18 protein-coding genes are annotated in these 18,522 nt (G+C 60.8%); 6 read left to right on the plus strand and 12 right to left on the minus strand.

What is annotated here, in order from left to right; all coding sequences use genetic code 11:
* The first annotated feature begins 97 nt into the window (after window positions 1-97).
* Both ACY4LX_RS04870 and ACY4LX_RS04875 read left to right on the plus strand, forming a co-directional pair.
* Window positions 98-832: an ArsR/SmtB family transcription factor gene (locus ACY4LX_RS04870; RefSeq protein WP_149660721.1), complete on the plus strand. Its 735-nt coding sequence runs from the start codon at window positions 98-100 to the stop codon at window positions 830-832.
* Between the two features lie 127 nt (window positions 833-959).
* Window positions 960-2,336, plus strand: a complete 1,377-nt coding sequence (locus ACY4LX_RS04875) for an MFS transporter (RefSeq protein ID WP_463259320.1) — start codon at window positions 960-962, stop codon at window positions 2,334-2,336.
* Between the two features lie 120 nt (window positions 2,337-2,456).
* Here the strand turns inward: ACY4LX_RS04875 and ACY4LX_RS04880 are convergent, their stop codons facing one another.
* From ACY4LX_RS04880 to ACY4LX_RS04890, 3 genes are all read right to left on the minus strand, one after another.
* Complete coding sequence (locus tag ACY4LX_RS04880; protein WP_054043972.1) at window positions 2,457-3,410, minus strand: adenosine deaminase; 954 nt, start codon at window positions 3,408-3,410, stop codon at window positions 2,457-2,459.
* An 81-nt stretch (window positions 3,411-3,491) separates the two neighbouring features.
* The gene (locus ACY4LX_RS04885) at window positions 3,492-4,457 is read right to left on the minus strand and encodes a 2-oxoglutarate and iron-dependent oxygenase domain-containing protein (protein ID WP_463259321.1); all 966 of its coding nucleotides are present in this window, start codon (window positions 4,455-4,457) and stop codon (window positions 3,492-3,494) included.
* A 137-nt stretch (window positions 4,458-4,594) separates the two neighbouring features.
* A complete protein-coding gene (locus tag ACY4LX_RS04890; RefSeq protein WP_463259322.1) occupies window positions 4,595-5,677 on the minus strand; it encodes a BMP family ABC transporter substrate-binding protein in 1,083 nt (360 codons plus the stop codon).
* On the opposite strand from ACY4LX_RS04890, the gene ACY4LX_RS04895 reads away from it, so the two are divergent.
* Window positions 5,672-5,914 carry a hypothetical protein gene (locus ACY4LX_RS04895; RefSeq protein WP_463259323.1) on the plus strand — a complete coding sequence of 81 codons (243 nt, stop codon included), beginning with the start codon at window positions 5,672-5,674 and terminating at the stop codon, window positions 5,912-5,914. The two genes, ACY4LX_RS04890 and ACY4LX_RS04895, sit on opposite strands and share 6 nt — an antisense overlap.
* 79 nt (window positions 5,915-5,993) lie before the next feature.
* Complete coding sequence (locus ACY4LX_RS04900; protein ID WP_463259324.1) at window positions 5,994-7,082, plus strand: calcium:cation antiporter; 1,089 nt, start codon at window positions 5,994-5,996, stop codon at window positions 7,080-7,082.
* Window positions 7,083-7,179: 97 nt separating this feature from the next.
* On the opposite strand, the gene ACY4LX_RS04905 is transcribed toward ACY4LX_RS04900, so the two are convergent.
* The 3 genes from ACY4LX_RS04905 to ACY4LX_RS04915 form a co-directional block, all read right to left on the minus strand.
* Window positions 7,180-8,538 (minus strand): 8-oxoguanine deaminase, encoded by a 1,359-nt coding sequence (locus tag ACY4LX_RS04905; protein ID WP_463259325.1) that lies wholly within the window; start codon window positions 8,536-8,538, stop codon window positions 7,180-7,182.
* Window positions 8,539-8,810: 272 nt separating this feature from the next.
* Window positions 8,811-9,497 carry an SDR family oxidoreductase gene (locus tag ACY4LX_RS04910; RefSeq protein ID WP_463259326.1) on the minus strand — a complete coding sequence of 229 codons (687 nt, stop codon included), beginning with the start codon at window positions 9,495-9,497 and terminating at the stop codon, window positions 8,811-8,813.
* A gap of 25 nt (window positions 9,498-9,522) precedes the next feature.
* Window positions 9,523-9,873 (minus strand): MerR family transcriptional regulator, encoded by a 351-nt coding sequence (locus ACY4LX_RS04915; RefSeq protein WP_463260563.1) that lies wholly within the window; start codon window positions 9,871-9,873, stop codon window positions 9,523-9,525.
* Between the two features lie 82 nt (window positions 9,874-9,955).
* Between ACY4LX_RS04915 and ACY4LX_RS04920 the strand changes: the two genes are divergently transcribed.
* Window positions 9,956-10,393, plus strand: a complete 438-nt coding sequence (locus tag ACY4LX_RS04920; protein WP_463259327.1) for a hypothetical protein — start codon at window positions 9,956-9,958, stop codon at window positions 10,391-10,393.
* 43 nt (window positions 10,394-10,436) lie between these two features.
* Here ACY4LX_RS04920 and ACY4LX_RS04925 read toward each other — a convergent pair whose 3' ends face one another.
* From ACY4LX_RS04925 to ACY4LX_RS04950, 6 genes are all read right to left on the minus strand, one after another.
* The gene (locus tag ACY4LX_RS04925) at window positions 10,437-11,363 is read right to left on the minus strand and encodes an ABC transporter permease (RefSeq protein ID WP_463259328.1); all 927 of its coding nucleotides are present in this window, start codon (window positions 11,361-11,363) and stop codon (window positions 10,437-10,439) included.
* On the minus strand, window positions 11,363-12,469 hold the full coding sequence (locus ACY4LX_RS04930; protein ID WP_463259329.1) for an ABC transporter permease: 1,107 nt from the start codon (window positions 12,467-12,469) through the stop codon (window positions 11,363-11,365). The genes ACY4LX_RS04925 and ACY4LX_RS04930 overlap by 1 nt, the downstream gene beginning before the upstream one ends.
* 11 nt (window positions 12,470-12,480) lie before the next feature.
* Window positions 12,481-14,034: an ABC transporter ATP-binding protein gene (locus tag ACY4LX_RS04935; RefSeq protein ID WP_463259330.1), complete on the minus strand. Its 1,554-nt coding sequence runs from the start codon at window positions 14,032-14,034 to the stop codon at window positions 12,481-12,483.
* Between the two features lie 577 nt (window positions 14,035-14,611).
* Window positions 14,612-15,193, minus strand: coding sequence for an IMPACT family protein (locus tag ACY4LX_RS04940; protein WP_149660732.1), 582 nt, complete (start codon window positions 15,191-15,193; stop codon window positions 14,612-14,614).
* Window positions 15,194-15,200: 7 nt separating this feature from the next.
* On the minus strand, window positions 15,201-15,851 hold the full coding sequence (locus ACY4LX_RS04945) for a TetR/AcrR family transcriptional regulator (protein ID WP_149660733.1): 651 nt from the start codon (window positions 15,849-15,851) through the stop codon (window positions 15,201-15,203).
* Window positions 15,852-16,061: 210 nt separating this feature from the next.
* Window positions 16,062-16,982 carry a LysR family transcriptional regulator gene (locus ACY4LX_RS04950; RefSeq protein WP_463259331.1) on the minus strand — a complete coding sequence of 307 codons (921 nt, stop codon included), beginning with the start codon at window positions 16,980-16,982 and terminating at the stop codon, window positions 16,062-16,064.
* A 125-nt stretch (window positions 16,983-17,107) separates the two neighbouring features.
* On the opposite strand from ACY4LX_RS04950, the gene aptA reads away from it, so the two are divergent.
* Window positions 17,108-18,457: an omega-aminotransferase AptA gene (gene aptA, locus ACY4LX_RS04955; RefSeq protein ID WP_133839288.1), complete on the plus strand. Its 1,350-nt coding sequence runs from the start codon at window positions 17,108-17,110 to the stop codon at window positions 18,455-18,457.
* Window positions 18,458-18,522 lie beyond the last annotated feature (65 nt).

Below are 18,522 nucleotides of genomic sequence, written 5' to 3' on the forward strand. Positions count from 1 at the left end.
ACTCGGTCCAAGACAGTTTTGCGTCTTGGCCGACGACACATTACTGGTCAAGATGTCTCTGAGCAGTAGACGAAACGATTCAACAGGGAGTGAATACATGGAACATGCACCTTGCATCAGCCAGATCGCCACGTTGCTGGCTGACCCCAAGCGCAGCGCAATGATGTGGGCCTTGATGGATGGCTCGGCGCGGCATACCGAAGAGCTGGCCCTGGCAGCCGGGCTGTCGCCGTCTTCGGCCAGTGCACACCTGGGGCGTTTGTCCGCCGGAGGTCTGTTGAAAGTCGAAGAGCGCGGGCGAAAAAGGTTCTTCCGCCTGGCCGCGCCCGAAATCGGCGCCGCGGTAGAGGCCCTGGCCAGTGCGACCCTGGCCAGCAAGCCGCGGGATATTCCGGAGACGATCAAACGCGGCAACCCTCTGGGCAAGCGCCAGCCTGCACCGTCGTCGCTGTTGCAGGCGCGGCTGTGCGATGACCATCTGGGTGGCACGCTGGCGGCGGACCTGTATCAGCGTTTGCTGGATGCCGGCTGGATCGAGCAGTTCGATCAGCGCGTCGTCGTCACCTATAAAGGCTCTACACAACTGGCCAACCGAGGGGTGTTCATCCAGGCCCTGGCCCACCGCAACGGGCAAGTCGCCTGTGCCTGCCCTGACTGGAGTGAACGCCGTCCGCACCTGGGCGGCTCACTGGGCGCGGCGTTGTTGCAGTTGTTCATGCAGTCCGGCTGGCTGACGCTGCCCAATGATTCGCGGGCCTTGCAGATCACTGCGGCCGGGCAACGTGAAGTTCACCGTTTTGCCAAGGAGTCCGAGCTGGAAATGGCGTTGTAGACACCTCGGGACCGACGTCTGAGGTGTCGGGCGTCGTTCAGGGTTGCGGGCAGGTCGCATCCAGCAATAACCCCCAGCCGCTATCGCGCACACTCGATCCGGGGACTTTCGGATGGGGGGACGTGGCATGGAAATACCAGGATTCAGCGCGGCAGAACGCTTGGAACGGCTGCCCATCAGCGGCTATCACCGCATTATTTTCATCATTATTGCCTTGGCGTTTTTCTTCGACTCCATGGACCTGGCGATGATGACGTTCCTGCTCGGCTCGATCAAAACCGAGTTCGGCCTGAGCAGCGCCCAGGCCGGGTTGCTGGCCAGTTCGAGCTTCTTTGGCATGGTGCTGGGGGCATCGCTGTCCGGCATGCTGGCCGACCGTTTCGGGCGCAAACCGGTGTTCCAGTGGAGCATCGTGTTGTGGGGCCTCGCCAGTTACCTGTGCTCCACCGCGCAGACGGTGGAAACCCTGACGCTGTTCCGCATCCTCCTGGGGATCGGCATGGGCATGGAGTTTCCCATCGCTCAGTCGATGCTCTCGGAGCTGATTCCGGCCAAGGGCCGTGGGCGCTATATCGCGTTGATGGACGGATTCTGGCCGCTGGGTTTCGTCGCCGCCGGGGTGCTGTCATATTTCCTGTTGCCGGTGATTGGCTGGCGCGACATCTTCCTGGTGTTGGCGGTGCCGGCGGTGTTTGTCCTGGCGATTCGTTTCTTCATTCCCGAGTCACCGCGCTGGCTCGAACAGGCCGGCAAGCATGCGGCGGCGGACAAGGTCTTGTTGGGTATCGAAGATCGGGTCCGCAGGTCCTTGGGACGTTCTGATCTTCCCTCGCCGATCCGCTTGCCCCGAGTGGCAAGCACGCCGGGGACTTTCTTTTCCGCGTTGCAGCAGATCTGGTCGCCGCTGTACCGCCAGCGCACGATGATGATCTGGAGCGTCTGGTTCTTCGCTTTGCTCGGCTTCTACGGCTTGACCTCGTGGCTCAGCGCCTTGTTGCAACAGTCGGGTTTTGCCGTGACCCAGTCGGTGTATTACACGGTGCTGATTTCCCTCGGCGGGATTCCCGGTTTCCTCATGGCCGCCTGGCTGGTGGAACGCTGGGGACGTAAACCGGTGTGCATTGTGACGTTGCTGGGCGGTGGGGTAATGGCGTTTCTCTACGGCCAGAGCGCGGTGTTTGGCGGCAACGTCGCCCTGCTGATCACCTCGGGTCTGCTGATGCAATTCTTCCTGTTCGGCATGTGGGCCGTGCTCTACACCTACACCCCGGAGCTGTACCCGACCTCGGCGCGAGCCACGGGCTCGGGGTTTGCCTCGGCGATCGGGCGCGTCGGTTCGTTGCTCGGGCCGTTGGTGACCGGGCTGGTGTTCCCGATTACCGGGCAGGGCGGAGTGTTCGCCTTGGGGGCGATGTGCTTTGCGATTGCGGCGGCGGTGGTGTGGATGTTCGGGATGGAGACGCGGGGCAAGACGTTGGAGGAGTTGAGCGAGGCGGTTACTTGAAGATCGTTCCCACGCTTTGCGTGGGAATGCCTCAATGGACGCTCTGCGTCCGCTTTTGGGACGCGGAGCGTCCCGGGCTGCATTCCCACGCGGAGCGTGGGAACGATCATTGCGGCAAGCTTACGGTTTGACCAGTCGAGCATCCAGGCTGTTCTGGGCCAAGCGCTTGGCCTGGTCCTGGGTCATGCCCAGATCGGTGTACAGCGCATGGAAGTTCTCTGTGACATAACCGCCGAAGTACGCCGGGTCATCGGAGTTCACCGTCACTTTCACCCCGCGTTCAAGCATGTCGAGGATGTTGTGCTGGGACATGTGATCGAACACGCAAAGCTTGGTGTTCGACAACGGGCACACGGTCAGCGGGATCTGCTCGTCGATGATCCGCTGCATCAGGCGCTCGTCTTCGATGGCGCGCACGCCATGGTCGATACGCTGGATTTTCAGCAGGTCGATGGCTTCCCAGATGTACTCCGGCGGGCCTTCTTCACCAGCGTGGGCGACGGTCAGGAAGCCTTCGTGGCGAGCACGATCAAACACGCGCTGAAACTTGCTCGGCGGGTGACCCATCTCCGAACTGTCCAGGCCCACGGCCACAAACGCATCGCGGAACGGCAGCGCCTGGTCGAGGGTTTTCTGTGCTTCGTCTTCGCTCAAGTGACGCAGGAAGCTCAGGATCAAACCGCTGGTGATACCCAGTTGCTGCTCGCCATCTTTCAGCGCAGCCGCGATGCCGTTGAGCACCACTTCGAACGGCACGCCACGATCGGTGTGGGTCTGCGGGTCGAAGAACGGTTCGGTGTGAATCACGTTCTGCGCCTTGCAACGCAACAGGTAGGCCCAGGTCAGGTCGTAGAAATCCTGGGAGGTGCGCAGCACATCGGCACCCTTGTAGTACAGGTCGAGAAACTCCTGCAGGTTGTTGAAGGCGTAGGCCTTGCGCAGGGTTTCGACGTCGTCCCAAGGCAGGGCGATCTTGTTGCGTTCGGCCAGGGCGAACAGCAGCTCAGGCTCCAGCGAGCCTTCCAGGTGCAAGTGCAGTTCTGCCTTGGGCAGGGCATTCAGCCAGTCGTACATGTTCGAATTCTCATCAGGTGCAATGACGGCATTCTACAGATGCTCGCTGCAACAATTGGTAAAACCTGACCAGACGGTTGATCAAACCGCTTCCTGTTCCCGGCGATAGGCGTAGGTATCGGCGAAGCGTGATAGCAGGAATTCAGCGCAGGTGGTGGCCGGATATTTCGCCGGATGCGATTCATCCTGGCAACCGGGCAGGCATTCGATGGGTGTGTCGGGATGCGGTTCGGCGAAGAACGGCATGGAGTAGCGGTCCACACCCAGCGGACTGATCACCCGGTGCGGTGTCGACAGGTAACGATCGTTGCTCCAGCGCGCCATCATGTCGCCGAGGTTCACCACGAACGTGCCTTCGATCGGCGGCGCGTCTATCCATTGACCTTTGACGTTGCGCACTTGCAGGCCACCGGCGGCGTCCTGGTAGAGCAGGGTGATGCAGCCGTAATCGGTGTGGGCGCCGGCGCCTTGTTGCTCTTCGGAACTGGCGGTGTGGCGCGGCGGGTAGTGAATCATCCGCAGCACGCTGACCGGCTCGTTAAAGCGTGTGTCGAAGAAGTCCCGTTCAATGCCGAGCGCCATCGTCATGGCGCGCAACAGGGTTTGGGCGAGGGCCTGCATGTCGAGGTAGTGCTGCTCCATCAGCGCTGGCCAACCGGGCATCGAGGGATGGCGATTGGGGCCGCGCAGCGGTTTTTCTGCCAGCACTTGCGGGTGATCGGCGGGCAGGTGCAGGCCCATGTCGAAGGTTTCTTTCAGGTCGCTGGGTTTGCTTGGGTCCAGTTGCTCGGTGGCGATGGCGCCGTAGCCGCGATGGTGTCGGGTCTGGGTGATGTCGATCTTGAGTTTTTCGGCGGCGGGCAGGGCGAAGAAACGTTGGGCGTGGTCGAGCACGGCGTCGATGCGGGCGGCGCTGATCGGATGACCCTTGATGTAGAAGAAGCCCCAATTGCGGCAGGCGTGGTCGATTTGGGTGGCGACGGATTGCCAGGCATCCTGGTCGTCGGTGTAGAGCGGGGCGATGTCGATGATCGGGAGCTGATTCATGTGGCGCTATCTCGGTTAATGATCGTTCCCACGCTCCACGTGGGAATGCCTCATGGGACGCTCCGCGTTCCAAGGGGACGCGGAGCGTCCCGGGCTGCATTCCCACGCGGAGCGTGGGAACGATCTGCAGAAGGGAATTACTTCGGAATGTCGGCCTTCATGCCTTCCACGTAATAATTCATCGACGCCAATTCCGCATTGCTCGCCGTTGCCCCCGCCGCAATTTTCTCGACACCGGCCTGGTCCTTGATCGGCCCGGTAAACGGATGCAGCGCACCGCTCTTGATATCGGCAATGATCTGCTCGGCCTCGGCTTTCACCGGCGCCGGCACCAGGTCGCTGATCGGCAGTTCAACCGTACCTTCCTTCAAACCACCCCAGTAATCCTGGGATTTCCAGGTGTGGTCGAGCACGCTCTGGGTCGCTTGAATGTAGTGCGGGCCCCAGTCGTTGACGATGGAGGTCAGCACCGCTTTCGGCCCGAAGTGCGCCATGTCCGAAGCGTAGCCCACGGCATACACGCCGCGACGTTCGGCGGCCTGGATCGGCGCCGGGCTGTCGGTGTGCTGGAACACCACGTCCACGCCCTGGTCGATCAGCGCGTTGGCGGCATCCGCCTCTTTACCCGGATCGAACCACGAGTTGACCCACACCACCTTGATCTCGGTGCCGGGGTTGTACTTGTTCAGGGCCAGTTGAATGGCGTTGATGTCGCGGATCACTTCCGGGATCGGGAACGAGGCGACGTAACCGATCTTCTTGGTCTTGGTCATCTTCGCCGCGAGGAAACCTCCTACATAGCGTCCCTCATAGGTGCGCGCCAGGTAGGTGCCGAGGTTTTTGTCCTGCTTGTAGCCGGTGGCGTGTTCGAAAGTGACCTTTGGGAATTGCTTGGCGACTTTCAGGGTCGGGTTCATGTAGCCGAAGGAGGTGGTGAAGATCAGGTCGTAGTTGTCCTTGGCCATGTTGCGGATCACCCGCTCGGCGTCGGCGCCTTCGGCGACGTTCTCCACGTAATTGGTGGTGATCTGCGAACCGAACTTCTCCGCCAGCGCCTTGCGTCCCTGTTCATGCTGATACGTCCAGCCGTGGTCACCGATCGGGCCGATGTAGACGAAGCCGACTTTCAGCGGGTCGGCGGCACTGGCGCTCAGGCTGGCGCTCAGACCGATGGCCGCCGCGACGGTGCACAGCAACTTCTTCAACGGACGTTTATGCATGAACTCGAACTCCATTTTGTTTTGAGGTTGGCGAGGTCAATGCAAATTGCTGACCAACAGGACAACAAAAAAATCCGAAATCGTGTGGAGGCCTTCGCGGGCAAGCCTCGCTCCTACAAAAACGACGCGAACACCGCCCCTGCAGGAGCGAGGCTTGCCCGCGAAGAGGCCCTGACGGCTGCCGCAGAACTATCCCGGTGCACGCTTGCCCATCCACGCCATCCACTGGTGCGCTAAGGTGTAACGAAACGTTAGCGCCGCCCCGCAGTCAGTAGCTCATCACACCGATCCCGCTCCCCTGTGCAAAAGGCTCGCAATGCTCACACACCTCAAGCAAGAAAGTTTCCTGCTGCTGGCCGTCCTCGCCGCCATCATCGCCTACCCGTTGGAGCACTGGATGCTGCACAGCGGCCAGCCCGTCGCACTGGCCGCCGGCCTGGTGCTGATCGCCTTCATCGTCGTGGCCTCCATGCGTGTCGCGCATCACGCCGAACTGCTCGCGGAGAAAGTCGGCGACCCCTACGGCACGATGATCCTGACCCTGGCTGCGGTGCTGGTGGAAGTGGTGATCCTGGCGATCATGATGAGCAACGAAGCCTCGCCGACCCTGGTGCGCGACACGATTTACTCGGCGGTAATGCTCGATATCAACGGCATCCTCGGCCTGGCCGCGTTGATGGGTGGGATCAAGCATGGCGAACAGTCCTACAACGACGATTCGGCGCGCAGCTACAGCGTGATGATCCTCACCGCCATGGGCGTTTCCATGGTGGTGCCGGAGTTCATTCCCGAGGCCAATTGGAAGGTTTATTCGGCGTTCACCATTGGCGCGATGGTCGTGCTCTATACCTTGTTCCTGCGCATGCAGGTCGGGCCGCACAGTTACTTCTTCAGCTACAGCTACCCGGAAAAACGCCGCAAGAAAGACCCCGAAGAGGACGCCGAATCGGTCAACGTGCCGCTCAGCATCGCGACCCTGGTGTTTGGCGTGGTGGTGATCGGCGCACTGGCCGAAGTGATGTCCAAAACCCTCGACCTGGGCCTTGAAGGCACGGGCGCACCGCCAGTGATCACGGCGATCCTGGTGGCAGCGATCTCCGCCGCCCCAGAGATCCTGACCGCGTTGCGCGCAGCCTTGGCTAACCGCATGCAATCGGTGGTCAACATCGCGATGGGGGCTTCGCTGTCGACGGTAATCCTGACCGTGCCGGTGATGGAAGCCATGGCGCTCTACACCGGCCAACCGTTTCAGATGGCGATGACCCCGGTGCAGACGGTGATGATCTTCCTGACGTTGATCGTCAGTGCGATCAACCTCAATGACGGGGAAACCAATGCCATTGAGGGCATGACGCATTTTGTGTTGTTTGCGACGTTTATCATGTTGTCGTTGCTGGGCCTTTAAGAGCTTCGCGGGCAAGCCTCGCTCCTACAGGTTTTGCGCCAATCTCATGACTGGCACAAAACCTGTAGGAGCGAGGCTTGCCCGCGAAGGCGTCCGATCAGACGCCGGCGATCAGTTGCCGAGCCGCCTGGCTATGATCCGCAATCAACCCCTTCAGATCCAACCCCTCAACCTGCCCATCAATCACCCGCCACTTGCCGCCGATCATCACTCGATCCGCGCGATCCGCGCCGCACAACAGCAGCGCCGACACCGGATCATGGCTACCGGAAAACCGCAGTTCATCGAGCTTGAACAGCGCCAGGTCCGCCTGCTTGCCCACCGCCAGCTCACCGATGTCGTTACGCCCGAGCAAACTCGCCGAGCCCTTGGTCGCCCAGCCCAGGACCAGTTCCGGGGTGATCTTCTCGGCGCCATAGCGCAGGCGCTGGATGTACAGCGCCTGACGGGTTTCGAGCATCATGTTCGACGCATCGTTGGACGCCGAACCGTCCACACCCAGGCCCAGCAACGCACCGGCAGCGGTCAGATCCAGTGTCGGGCAGATGCCGGAGGCCAGGCGCATGTTCGAGCTCGGGCAATGGCAAATCCCGGTGCCGGCGGCGCCGAGGCGGGCGATTTCGTCGGGGTTGAAATGGATGCCGTGGGCCAGCCAGGTGCGTGGGCCGAGCCAGCCGACGCTGTCCAGGTAATCCACGGTGCGCAGGCCGAAGCGTTGCAGGCAGAAGTCTTCTTCGTCGAGGGTTTCCGCCAGGTGAGTGTGCAGGCGCACGTCGAGTTTGTTCGCCAGTTCGGCGCTGGCGGACATGATTTGCGGGGTTACCGAGAACGGCGAGCACGGCGCCAGGGCGATCTGGATTTGCGCGCCGTCGCCCCGTTCGTGGTAGGCGGCGATCAGGCGCTGACTGTCGTCGAGGATCACTTCACCTTGCTGCACGGTCTGCTGCGGTGGCAGGCCTCCGTCCTTTTCGCCGAGGCTCATGGAACCGCGGGTGAGCATGGCGCGCATGCCCAGTTCACGGACGCTTTCGACCTGTACGTCGATCGCGTTTTCCAGGCCTTCGGGAAACAGGTAATGGTGATCGGCGGCGGTGGTGCAGCCGGACAGCAGCAACTCGGCCAACGCGACTTTGCTGGCGAGGGCGAGTTTTTCCGGGGTGAGGCGGGCCCAGACCGGGTACAGGGTTTTCAGCCACGGGAACAACGGCTGATTGACCACCGGCGCCCAGGCGCGGGTCAGGGTTTGGTAGAAATGGTGATGGGTGTTGATCAGGCCGGGCAGGATCACATGCTCGCGGGCATCGAAGACTTGTCCACAGGGCGCGGACGGTTGCTGGCCAGCGGCGAGCAGTTCAACGATCACACCGTCTTGCACCACCAGACCGCCACGGGCATCGAGGCCATTGGCAGTAAAGATTGCGAGGGGATTTTTTAACCAGGTACGGGTCGCAGGCATGTTGGCCGGCTCCTCTGAAAGTGGGTTCAGGTTAGCCAGCTCAGTGATTACCCTGTCTGCTGATCCAGGGTCGCCGCGTGGGACGAGGTGCGGAGTTTCAAACAAAAGTGCGTTGTGAGCAAGCCCAGCCCGACCAGACGACACGTTCCCCTGTAGGAGCGAGCGGTGCGACGATTCGACTTGCCCGCGAAGGCGGCGTGTCAGTCGACAACATTGTTGGATGACACACCGCCTTCGCGGGCAAGCCTCGCTCCTACAGGTTTTCGCGGGGGTTACCAGGGAATGGTTTCACCCTTGTAGTTCACGAAGTGATGACCGCCCTTGCCGGTGTACGCGTTCACCTGATCCACCAAACCACGGGTACTGGTTTCGACGTCAATATCAGCGCCTTCACCGCCCATATCCGTCTTCACCCAACCCGGATGCAGCGACAACACGGTGAGTTTCTGCTCGCCCAGCTGCGTCACAAAGCTATTGGTCATCGAGTTCAACGCTGCCTTGCTCGCCTTGTACAGCGCCAGTTCCGGCGCGTCGGGCATGGTCACGCTACCCAGCACCGAGCTCATGAACGCCAGCACGCCGCTGCCGTCGCGAATCTGCCCGGCGAAGCGCTGGGCCAGGTTGATCGGCGCCACGGCGTTGGTGAAAAACAGTTGCCCGACTTCGGCCAGTGTCGCGCCACCCGGAGTTTGAACATCTGGCCCTTTGACCCCGGCATTCACGAACAGCAAGTCAAACACTTCGCCCTTGAGTTGCTGGTTCAGCGCGATGACCGCTTGCTGATCATCCATGTCGAGTTTTTCAATCCGGACCTTGCCCAGCGCTTGCAGCGCCTCGGCGTTCTGCGGGTTGCGCACGGTGGCGGTGACTTGCCAGCCGTCGGCCAGCAGGGTTTTCACCAGGCCGAGGCCCAGGCCCCGGGAGGCGCCGATGATGAGTGCGGTTTTTGCCGTGGACATGAGTGGCTTCCTTGATAAAAGAGAATCACGGATTTAGTGGACAACGTTGACCGAGCCGTTGCTGCAACTCGTTGCGCAGGGCGCCGAGTTCGTCCATTCGGGTTTCGATCAGCTTGAGCTTGTCTTGCAGCAATTGCGTGACGGCACTGTCCGGGTCGGGCGATTGCCACAACGCGGCGACACTGTTGCCGATCTCGTCGAGGGTAAACCCCAGTCGCTGAGCGGTCTTGATGTACAGCACCAGTTGCACCATGTCCGCCGGGTAGTCGCGATAACCGTTGGCGCTGCGTTGCGCCGCGATCAACCCGCGCTGCTCGTAGAAGCGCAACGTGTCGCGGCTGACGGCGCTGGCCTGGGCTAATTCACCGATGCGCATCATGACGTCTCAGAAAGGCTTGACCTTGGAGCATACTCCAGGCTTTAGCCTTGTTGCTCCCTGAATTTATGGAGCAACGCCGATGTGGACTTCAACACAATATCGCCGAGTGGTGCGCGGCAGCGCCTGGTACGACTTGATCGTGACGGCGGCGTTTGTCACACCGTGGAGTTTTGCTTTGCTTCACGGTGCGCTAACGGGGTTGAGTCAGGCGTTGAATCTGCCGGGTGAGCTGCCGGCGTTCGAGCCGATGCACATGTTAATGGCGAATCTGTTGGGGTCGATTGTGTGTGTTTGGGCGGTGTTGCGGATTCGCGATCCGCAGCCGATTTACGGTCGGTATGACGCGGTGGGACGGTTTCTGTTTGCGGCGTGGCAGGCTTATGCCTTGGCCCAGGGTGCCAGTTCGTTATTGGTGATTTTCCTGTTCTTTGAATTGGCGTGGGGCGTGGTTCAGGTGTTGCCGGTGCGGACGCCTTCGCGGGCAAGCCTTGCTCCCACGGGGGCTGCGTCGCTCTAGTAGGAGCGAGGCCTGCCCGCGAAGAGGCCGGACCTGCCAACCGCTAATGCCCTCCCTGCCACGGCTGCCCCAACGACACCGGCGCATACAGCCGCGTGCGCAGCGCATCCCGGGACAACAGCACCAACACCACAATGGTCGCGACATACGGCAGCATCGCCAACAAACTGGAAGGAATCGCCAGCCCCAACCCCTGCGCCACCAAATGCAGGATGCTGGCGAGCCCGAACAGGTACGCCCCAAGCAACAACCGCCACACCCGCCAACTGGCAAACACCACCAGCGCCAAGGCAATCCAGCCGCGCCCGGCGCTCATGTTTTCCGCCCACATCGGCGTATAGGCCAGGGACAAATAAGCCCCGGCCAACCCGGCCATCGCCCCGCCAAACAGCACCGCCAAGGTACGCACACCGAGCACCGGCAAACCCATGGCACTGGCCGCGTCCGGGTTTTCCCCGACCGCTTGAATGATCAAACCCACACGACTTTTCAGAATCACCCACGCCACCAGCGCAAACAGCGCGAACGACAGGTACACCAACAAATCCTGGGCAAACAGCATCCGCCCGATCAGCGGAATCTCACTCAAATACGGAATCGCCACCGGCTCAAAACCGGCCAGCGGTTTACCGACCCACGCCGCACCGACAAAGGTCGACAGGCCTACGCCGAAGATCGTCAGCGCCAACCCGGTGGCCACTTGATTGGCGTTGAACACCAACGCCACCAAGGCAAACAGCGACGACAGCAGCATCCCGGCCAGCATCGCCAGCAACACGCCGAGCCACAGGTTGCCGCTGTTCAGGGCGACGATAAAACCGATCACCGCGCCAAACAGCATCATGCCTTCCTGGCCCAGATTGAGGACGCCGCTCTTCTCGCAGATCAGTTCGCCCAGCGCCACCAGCAGCAACGGCGTACCGCAGCGGACCATGGCGTAGAAAATGTTGCTCAGCAGATCGATATCCATCACAGCGCTCCAGCGGTTACGGCGGTGGCGGGGGCGCGGCGGGCCCAGCGCAGGTTCAAACGTGGTCGGTAGAGAATCAGCACGTCACTGGCCAACAGGAAAAACAGCATCATCCCCTGGAACAATTGAGTAATCGCTTGCGGCAGGTTCATGCTCATCTGCGCACTCTCGCCGCCGATGTACAGCAGCGCCATCAACAGGCTGGAAAACAGAATGCCGATGGGATTGAGTCGCCCGAGAAACGCCACGGTGATCGCCGCATAGCCGTAGCCCGGTGAGACTTGCGGCACCAGTTGGCCAATCGGCCCGGTGACTTCGCAAACCCCGGCCAATCCCGCCAAACCACCACTGATCAACAGCGCCAGCCAGATTAGGCGTTTCTCGCGAAAGCCGACGAAACCGGCGGCGCGCTTATCCAGCCCAAGCACTTTGATCTGAAACCCGACAAAACTTTTCTGCAGCAACACCCACACCGCAACCAACGCCAGCAGGGCGAAATACACCCCGGCGTGAACCCGACCGTCCTCCATCAACAACGGCAAGCGGCTGGCATCGCCAAACATCGCAGACTCTGGAAAGTTGAACCCGGCCGGGTCTTTCAGCGGCCCGTGCACACAGAACAGCAACAGGTTGAGGGCGATGTAATTGAGCATGATGCTGGTGAGGATTTCGTTGGCGTTGAAGCGCGTGCGCAACCACGCCGTGAGCCCGGCCCACGCGGCGCCGGCCAACGTACCGACCAGCAGAATGAACGCCAGCGCCCAGCGACTTTGCATGTCGATGATATTCACCGCCAGCGCACTGCCGGCCAGGGCGCCGAGCAGCAGTTGACCTTCGGCGCCGATGTTCCAGATCCGCGCCTGATACGCCACCGCCAGCCCCAAAGCGCACAGCAGAATCGGCAAGGCTTTGACCAGCAACTCGGAAACGCCATACAAATCGCTGATCGGTGCGATCAGCAAGGTGTGTAAGGTCAGCAATGGGTCGTGGCCCAAGGCGATAAACAACAAAGAGCCGCAGCCCAGGGTCAGCGCCGCCGCCAGCAACGGCGAGCACCACAACATCAGGCGCGATTGCTGGCCACGGGGTTCGAGAGAAAGCAGCATGTGAAACTCCGTTAAACCGTTGCGGGTGCAGGTGAGTGAGGGGCGTCGAACTGGCCGGCCATCCAGCCACCGACGTCGCTCAGCCGGGTGTCGACGGTGGCCTTGAGTGGCGACAATCGGCCGCTGCACAAGGCGCCGAGCCGATCGCAAATCTGGAACAGTTCATCGAGGTCTTCGGAAATCACCAGGATCGCCGCGCCGGCGTCGCGCAAGGCAATCAGCGCGCGGTGAATGGTTGCCGCCGCACCGACATCCACGCCCCAGGTCGGGTGCGCGGCCACCAGCAATTTCGGCTGCTGGAGGATTTCCCGGCCGAGGATGAATTTCTGCAGGTTGCCGCCGGACAGGCTGCGGGCCGGGGCGTGGGTACTGGGCGTCTTCACTGCGAAACGGCGGATGATCTCTTCGGCTAACGCCTCGACCTTGGCGCGCAGGATCAAGCCGTTGCTGACCAATCCTTGTTGGAATGCCGTGAGCAGGGCGTTGTCGGCCAGGCTCAGTTCCGGCACCGCGCCGTGGCCGAGGCGTTCGGCGGGGACGAAGGCGAGGCCGAGATTGCGTCGCGCATCGGGGCGCAGATGCGCGACGGCTTGCCCGGTGAAACTGATGGTTTTGCTTTTGTTGCGATCGAGGCGTTGTTCACCGCTAAGCAACGCCAGCAACTCATCCTGTCCGTTGCCCGCGACTCCGGCGATGCCGACGATTTCACCGCTGCGCACTTCCAGATCGATGTCTTTGAGCGAGCAACCGAACGGGTCCGGGTTGTGCCAGGACAATCCAGTCACCTTCAAGAAAACTTCGCCGCCGATGACCTTCGGGAAGTCAGTGATCAACTCGGCCGCTTCACCGACCATCAACCGCGCCAATTGCTGATCCGAACACTCGGCCGGCACGCAATGCCCGGCCACTCGACCGCCGCGCAACACCGTGGCGCTGTGGCACAACGCGCGGACTTCACCGAGCTTGTGGCTGATAAACAAAATGCTGCAACCCTCGCCAGCCAATCGGCGCAGGGTGATGAACAATTCGTCGGCCTCTTGCGGCGTCAGCACCGAAGTCGGCTCATCGAGGATCAACAGACGAATGTCTTGCATCAGGCAGCGAATGATTTCTACGCGTTGCCGTTCTCCAATGGACAGGCTGTGGACCAGGCGCTCCGGTTCCAGCGCCATGCCGTAGCGGTGGGACACTTCGCGGATCTTTGGCTCAAGCTGTTTCGGCGTGCCGGCCGCCGCACCCATGGCCAGGGCTATGTTCTGCGCCACGCTCAGGGTTTCGAACAGCGAGAAATGCTGGAACACCATGCCGATCCCCAAGCCTCGGGCCTGGGCCGGATTGCGCATGGCCACGCGTTGCCCTTGCCAGATCACTTCCCCGGAATCAGCGTGGGTGACGCCGTAGATGATCTTCATCAGCGTACTTTTGCCCGCGCCGTTTTCACCGAGCAGGGCATGGATTTCACCGGGTGCGATACTCAGGTCGATGGCATCGTTGGCCAGGCAGCCGGGGTAGCGTTTGCTGATGTTGCGCAGTTGCAGGCGTGGGGTTGGATCGGGGCTGGGCATGACTGGCTCGGTCGCTTGGAGTTATGCCTGTGGATAAAGCAATTTTCTGGCCATTGAGTCAGGAAATTTGAAAAGCCTTGCCGATCAAGGGCTTCGCCAGTGTCCCAGGAACTGTTTCGCCGCTGAATCAAGCACCACTTGAGGGCAAAGCCGTTGATCCGGCTCCGGTTTTGCCCGCGCTTACTTGATCAAAAAACGAGCAGTCGACTGCAAGCTATGCCAGATATGGGGCTGCGCCAGTCATGAACGGGTTATCCACAGGTTGCTCCACAGTATTTGTGCGCAAGCCCGACGCTCGGGCATAAGCACTGAGCGGCTATCTTCTAAAGGACATAAACCGCGCTAACTGTTTGTTTTTTGGTGGGTTTGGAAAATTTAGTGGCACTTTGGACGAAAAATGAACAAAGCCCTGAAAGCCGCATGACAGAAGGGTTACAGCGGAATGTGCTCAGGTTATCCACAGCCGGGTGCACAGCAGATGTGGGCAAGTGTGGAGTGCAGGGGGAATCACCAATGCCCCAAAAAAAAGCAACCTCCTGTAGGCGCTGCCGCAGACTGCGATCTTTTGATCTTGCTCTTATCGCTCCAACAAAATCCGCCCGCGACTCAAATCCGCCAACTGCAATTGCAACGTCTCGATTTGCGCCTCGCCAATCGCCAATTTCAAATCCACACCGTTAGCCGTAAAAGACTCTCCCACCACCAACCCACCCAATTCCGCCACCCGCAACTTCACCAACGCCAGCTCGCCAAACCCACAGGCACAACTCACCGGCACCCGGCTGATCAACTCAACCTTCGGCGCCCCTTGCAGGCATTTGTTCGCGCCGCCGCCGTAGGCTCTGGCCAAGCCGCCGGTACCAAGTTGAATGCCGCCGTACCAACGAATCACCAGCACCGCGACCTGATCGCAATCCTGCGCTTCAATCGCTGCCAGGATCGGCCGGCCTGCGGTGCCGCCGGGTTCGCCATCGTCGTTGCTGCGGTATTGGTCGCCGAGCTTCCAGGCCCAGCAATTGTGCGAGGCGTTCAAGTCGCTGTGCTGCTCGATGAACGCCTGGGCTTCGGCCGGGCTACTGATCGGCCCGGCGAAGGTGATGAAGCGGCTTTTGCGAATCTCTTCGCGGTACTCGCAAAGACCGCTGAGGGTAAAAGGCATAGGCTTCTTAAATGGCAGGTGTGAGGCCGCAGCCCTTGAGGATGATGCGGATCAGGTTGTTGCCGGCGTCTTCCATGTCTTGCTTGGTCAGCTTGGTGCGGCCGCTGACCCGGCAGATCTGCGTGGCGAAATCGGCGTAATGCTGAGTGCTGCCCCACAACAGGAAGATCAGGTTCACCGGGTCCACCGGGTCCATTTTGCCGGCGTCGATCCACGCCTGGAACACCGCCGCCCGACCCTGGAACCAGGCGCGATAGTCCTGGTTGAAATATTCGGTCAAACACTCGCCACCGCTGATCACTTCCATGGCGAAGATTCGCGAGGCTTGCGGCTGGCGTCGGGAGAATTCCATCTTGGCGCGGATGTAGCGGGTCAGCGCTTCGGCCGGATCGTCCTCGGCCGTCAACGTGTTGAAGGTGCTGTCCCACAATTCGATGATGTTGCTCAGCACCGCCACGTACAACCCAAGCTTGTTGCTGAAGTAGTAATGCAGGTTCGCCTTGGGCAACCCGGCATTCAGGGCGATGGTGTTCATGCTGGTGCCTTTGAACCCGTGGCGGGCGAATTCATCTTCGGCGGCTTTGAGGATCGTCTCTTCGTTCTTCTGACGAATGCGGCTGGCAGGTTTGCCGCCGTGGGCGGGGACTTCAAAGGTCATAGGCACTTCCGAAATAGTCTGTGGGTGCAACCCCTGCGTTGATAGCGCACCCGCAGGTTTCAGACAAGTGCCGACACGATAAAACCTCCAACACCACAACCCCTGTAGGAGCGAAGCTTGCTCGCGAAAGCGGCCTGACATTCAGCATTGATGTTGGCTGATCTGACGCCTTCGCGAGCAAGCTTCGCTCCTACAGGGTTTCGTGGTGGTTTAGCGAGTGGTCGCCAGGCTTTCGAGGAAGCTTTCCAGCACCAAATGCGGGCGCCGGCCCTTGCGCGTGACCGAGGCGAGGCTCAGATCATAAAAACGCACGGTCGGTTTGAGCGCGCGCAACCGACCCTGCTGGACCCAAAGGCTGGCGTAGTGGTCCGGCAGGTAACCGATGTAGCGCCCGGTCAGAATCAGGAACGCCATTCCTTCGCGATCGGATGCACTGGCGGTGCAATTGAGCGCCTGGTAATGGGCCTGGATCTCGGCGGGCAGGCGGAAGGTCGGGGCGATGGCGTCCTGGCTGTTGAGGCGCTCGTCGTCAAGTTGTTTGTCATCGACGTAAAACAGCGGGTGCCCCACCGCGCAGTACAGCAGCGAACGCTCGCTGTAGAGCGGTTGGTATTCCAGCCCCGACAACGCACTGGCTTGCGGCACTACGCCGACATGCAGGCGCCCGTCGAGCACGCCTTGTTCGACTTCATTAGGCGCAATCATGCGAATCTGAATCTGCACATCCGGCCCGCGTTCCTTCAACTGCGCCAAGGCATGGGTGATGCGCATGTGGGGCAGGGTGACCAGGTTGTCGGTCAGGCCGATGGTCAGTTCGCCGCGCAGGTGTTGGTGCAGGCCGTTGACCTCGGTACGGAAACTTTCCAGCGCACTTAATAGCTGCAACGCCGATTGATAGACCTCGCGGCCTTCTTCGGTCAGGGAGAAACCGGCGCGACCGCGTTGGCACAGACGCAGGCCGAGGCGTTGTTCCAGATCGCTCATTTGCTGGCTGATGGCCGAACGGCCAATGCCGAGCACCGATTCGGCTGCAGAGAAGCCGCCGCACTCCACCACGCTGCGGAAAATCCTCAATAAGCGGATATCAAAGTCGCTGACTTGGGCCAGAGGATCGGGGCGTCGAGTGCTCATAAGTTTAGTGCCGGCCTGACTGAACGTTAGAAGAGTTGGGTTTCACCGACTCTAGCCCCGTGGCAATTTAGCTGCAAGAACGCTTTTGATCTCTACGCCGCTTATTGCCCTGCGAGGTTTTAATCATGAACTTGCCCGAAAACGCCCCGTCTTCCCTGGCCAGCCAGCTCAAACTTGATGCGCACTGGATGCCCTACACCGCCAACCGAAATTTCCAGCGCGATCCGCGACTGATCGTCGCCGCCGAAGGCAGTTGGCTGACAGACGACAAGGGCCGCAAGGTCTACGATTCGCTCTCGGGTCTGTGGACCTGTGGCGCCGGGCACACCCGCAAGGAAATCCAGGAAGCCGTCGCCAAGCAATTGGGTACCCTCGATTACTCGCCGGGCTTCCAGTACGGCCATCCGTTGTCGTTCCAGTTGGCGGAAAAAATCACCGACCTGACCCCGGGCAATCTGAATCATGTGTTCTTCACTGACTCGGGGTCCGAGTGTGCGGACACCGCGGTGAAAATGGTCCGCGCTTACTGGCGTCTGAAAGGCCAGGCGACCAAGACCAAAATGATCGGCCGTGCCCGTGGTTATCACGGCGTGAACATCGCCGGCACCAGCCTGGGTGGCGTGAACGGCAACCGTAAAATGTTCGGTCAGGCGATGATGGACGTCGATCACCTGCCGCACACTTTGCTGGCGAGCAATGCTTATTCCCGTGGCATGCCGAAAGAGGGCGGTATCGCCCTGGCGGATGAGCTGCTGAAGTTGATCGAACTGCACGATGCATCGAACATCGCGGCTGTGTTCGTTGAACCAATGGCCGGTTCCGCTGGCGTGCTGGTTCCACCTGAGGGCTACCTCAAGCGTCTGCGCGACATCTGCGACCAGCACAACATCCTGCTGGTGTTTGACGAAGTGATCACCGGTTTCGGCCGTACCGGTTCGATGTTCGGCGCCGACAGCTTCGGCGTGACTCCGGACCTGATGTGCATTGCCAAACAAGTCACCAACGGCGCGATCCCGATGGGCGCGGTGATTGCCAGCTCCGAGATCTACCAGACCTTCATGAACCAGGCCACGCCTGAGTACGCGGTGGAATTCCCGCACGGCTATACCTACTCGGCCCACCCGGTGGCGTGCGCCGCCGGCCTGGCGGCACTGGACCTGCTGCAAAAGGAAAACCTGGTACAGAGCGTGGCCGAAGTCGCGCCGCACTTTGAAAATGCTTTGCATGGTTTGAAGGGTTCGAAGAACGTCATCGATATTCGTAACTACGGCTTGGCTGGTGCGATCCAGATTGCCCCGCGTGACGGCGACGCGATCGTGCGTCCGTTCGAGGCGGGTATGGCGCTGTGGAAAGCCGGGTTCTACGTGCGCTTCGGCGGTGACACCCTGCAGTTCGGGCCAACCTTCAACAGCAAGCCGCAAGACCTCGATCGCCTGTTCGACGCGGTCGGCGAAGTGCTGAACAAGATCGACTGATTTCTCCCTCTATATAAGAAGGGCGCCCGTTGATGGGCGCCTGCGAACAATTTTCTGGAGTACCG

The organism is Pseudomonas sp. Emmai, assembly GCF_055179735.1.

Coding starts and splice junctions, on each gene's coding strand:
- ACY4LX_RS04915 (WP_463260563.1), bottom strand. CDS start 9,873: ATGCGCATCGGTGAATTAGCCCAGGCCAGCGCCGTCAGCCGCGACACG.
- ACY4LX_RS04880 (WP_054043972.1), bottom strand. CDS start 3,410: ATGTACGACTGGCTGAATGCCCTGCCCAAGGCAGAACTGCACTTGCAC.
- ACY4LX_RS04905 (WP_463259325.1), bottom strand. CDS start 8,538: ATGCCTGCGACCCGTACCTGGTTAAAAAATCCCCTCGCAATCTTTACT.
- ACY4LX_RS04890 (WP_463259322.1), bottom strand. CDS start 5,677: ATGCATAAACGTCCGTTGAAGAAGTTGCTGTGCACCGTCGCGGCGGCC.
- ACY4LX_RS04900 (WP_463259324.1), top strand. CDS start 5,994: ATGCTCACACACCTCAAGCAAGAAAGTTTCCTGCTGCTGGCCGTCCTC.
- aptA (WP_133839288.1), top strand. CDS start 17,108: ATGAACTTGCCCGAAAACGCCCCGTCTTCCCTGGCCAGCCAGCTCAAA.
- ACY4LX_RS04945 (WP_149660733.1), bottom strand. CDS start 15,851: ATGACCTTTGAAGTCCCCGCCCACGGCGGCAAACCTGCCAGCCGCATT.
- ACY4LX_RS04950 (WP_463259331.1), bottom strand. CDS start 16,982: ATGAGCACTCGACGCCCCGATCCTCTGGCCCAAGTCAGCGACTTTGAT.
- ACY4LX_RS04910 (WP_463259326.1), bottom strand. CDS start 9,497: ATGTCCACGGCAAAAACCGCACTCATCATCGGCGCCTCCCGGGGCCTG.
- ACY4LX_RS04925 (WP_463259328.1), bottom strand. CDS start 11,363: ATGGATATCGATCTGCTGAGCAACATTTTCTACGCCATGGTCCGCTGC.
- ACY4LX_RS04870 (WP_149660721.1), top strand. CDS start 98: ATGGAACATGCACCTTGCATCAGCCAGATCGCCACGTTGCTGGCTGAC.
- ACY4LX_RS04875 (WP_463259320.1), top strand. CDS start 960: ATGGAAATACCAGGATTCAGCGCGGCAGAACGCTTGGAACGGCTGCCC.
- ACY4LX_RS04940 (WP_149660732.1), bottom strand. CDS start 15,193: ATGCCTTTTACCCTCAGCGGTCTTTGCGAGTACCGCGAAGAGATTCGC.
- ACY4LX_RS04935 (WP_463259330.1), bottom strand. CDS start 14,034: ATGCCCAGCCCCGATCCAACCCCACGCCTGCAACTGCGCAACATCAGC.
- ACY4LX_RS04920 (WP_463259327.1), top strand. CDS start 9,956: ATGTGGACTTCAACACAATATCGCCGAGTGGTGCGCGGCAGCGCCTGG.
- ACY4LX_RS04885 (WP_463259321.1), bottom strand. CDS start 4,457: ATGAATCAGCTCCCGATCATCGACATCGCCCCGCTCTACACCGACGAC.
- ACY4LX_RS04930 (WP_463259329.1), bottom strand. CDS start 12,469: ATGCTGCTTTCTCTCGAACCCCGTGGCCAGCAATCGCGCCTGATGTTG.
- ACY4LX_RS04895 (WP_463259323.1), top strand. CDS start 5,672: ATGCATGAACTCGAACTCCATTTTGTTTTGAGGTTGGCGAGGTCAATG.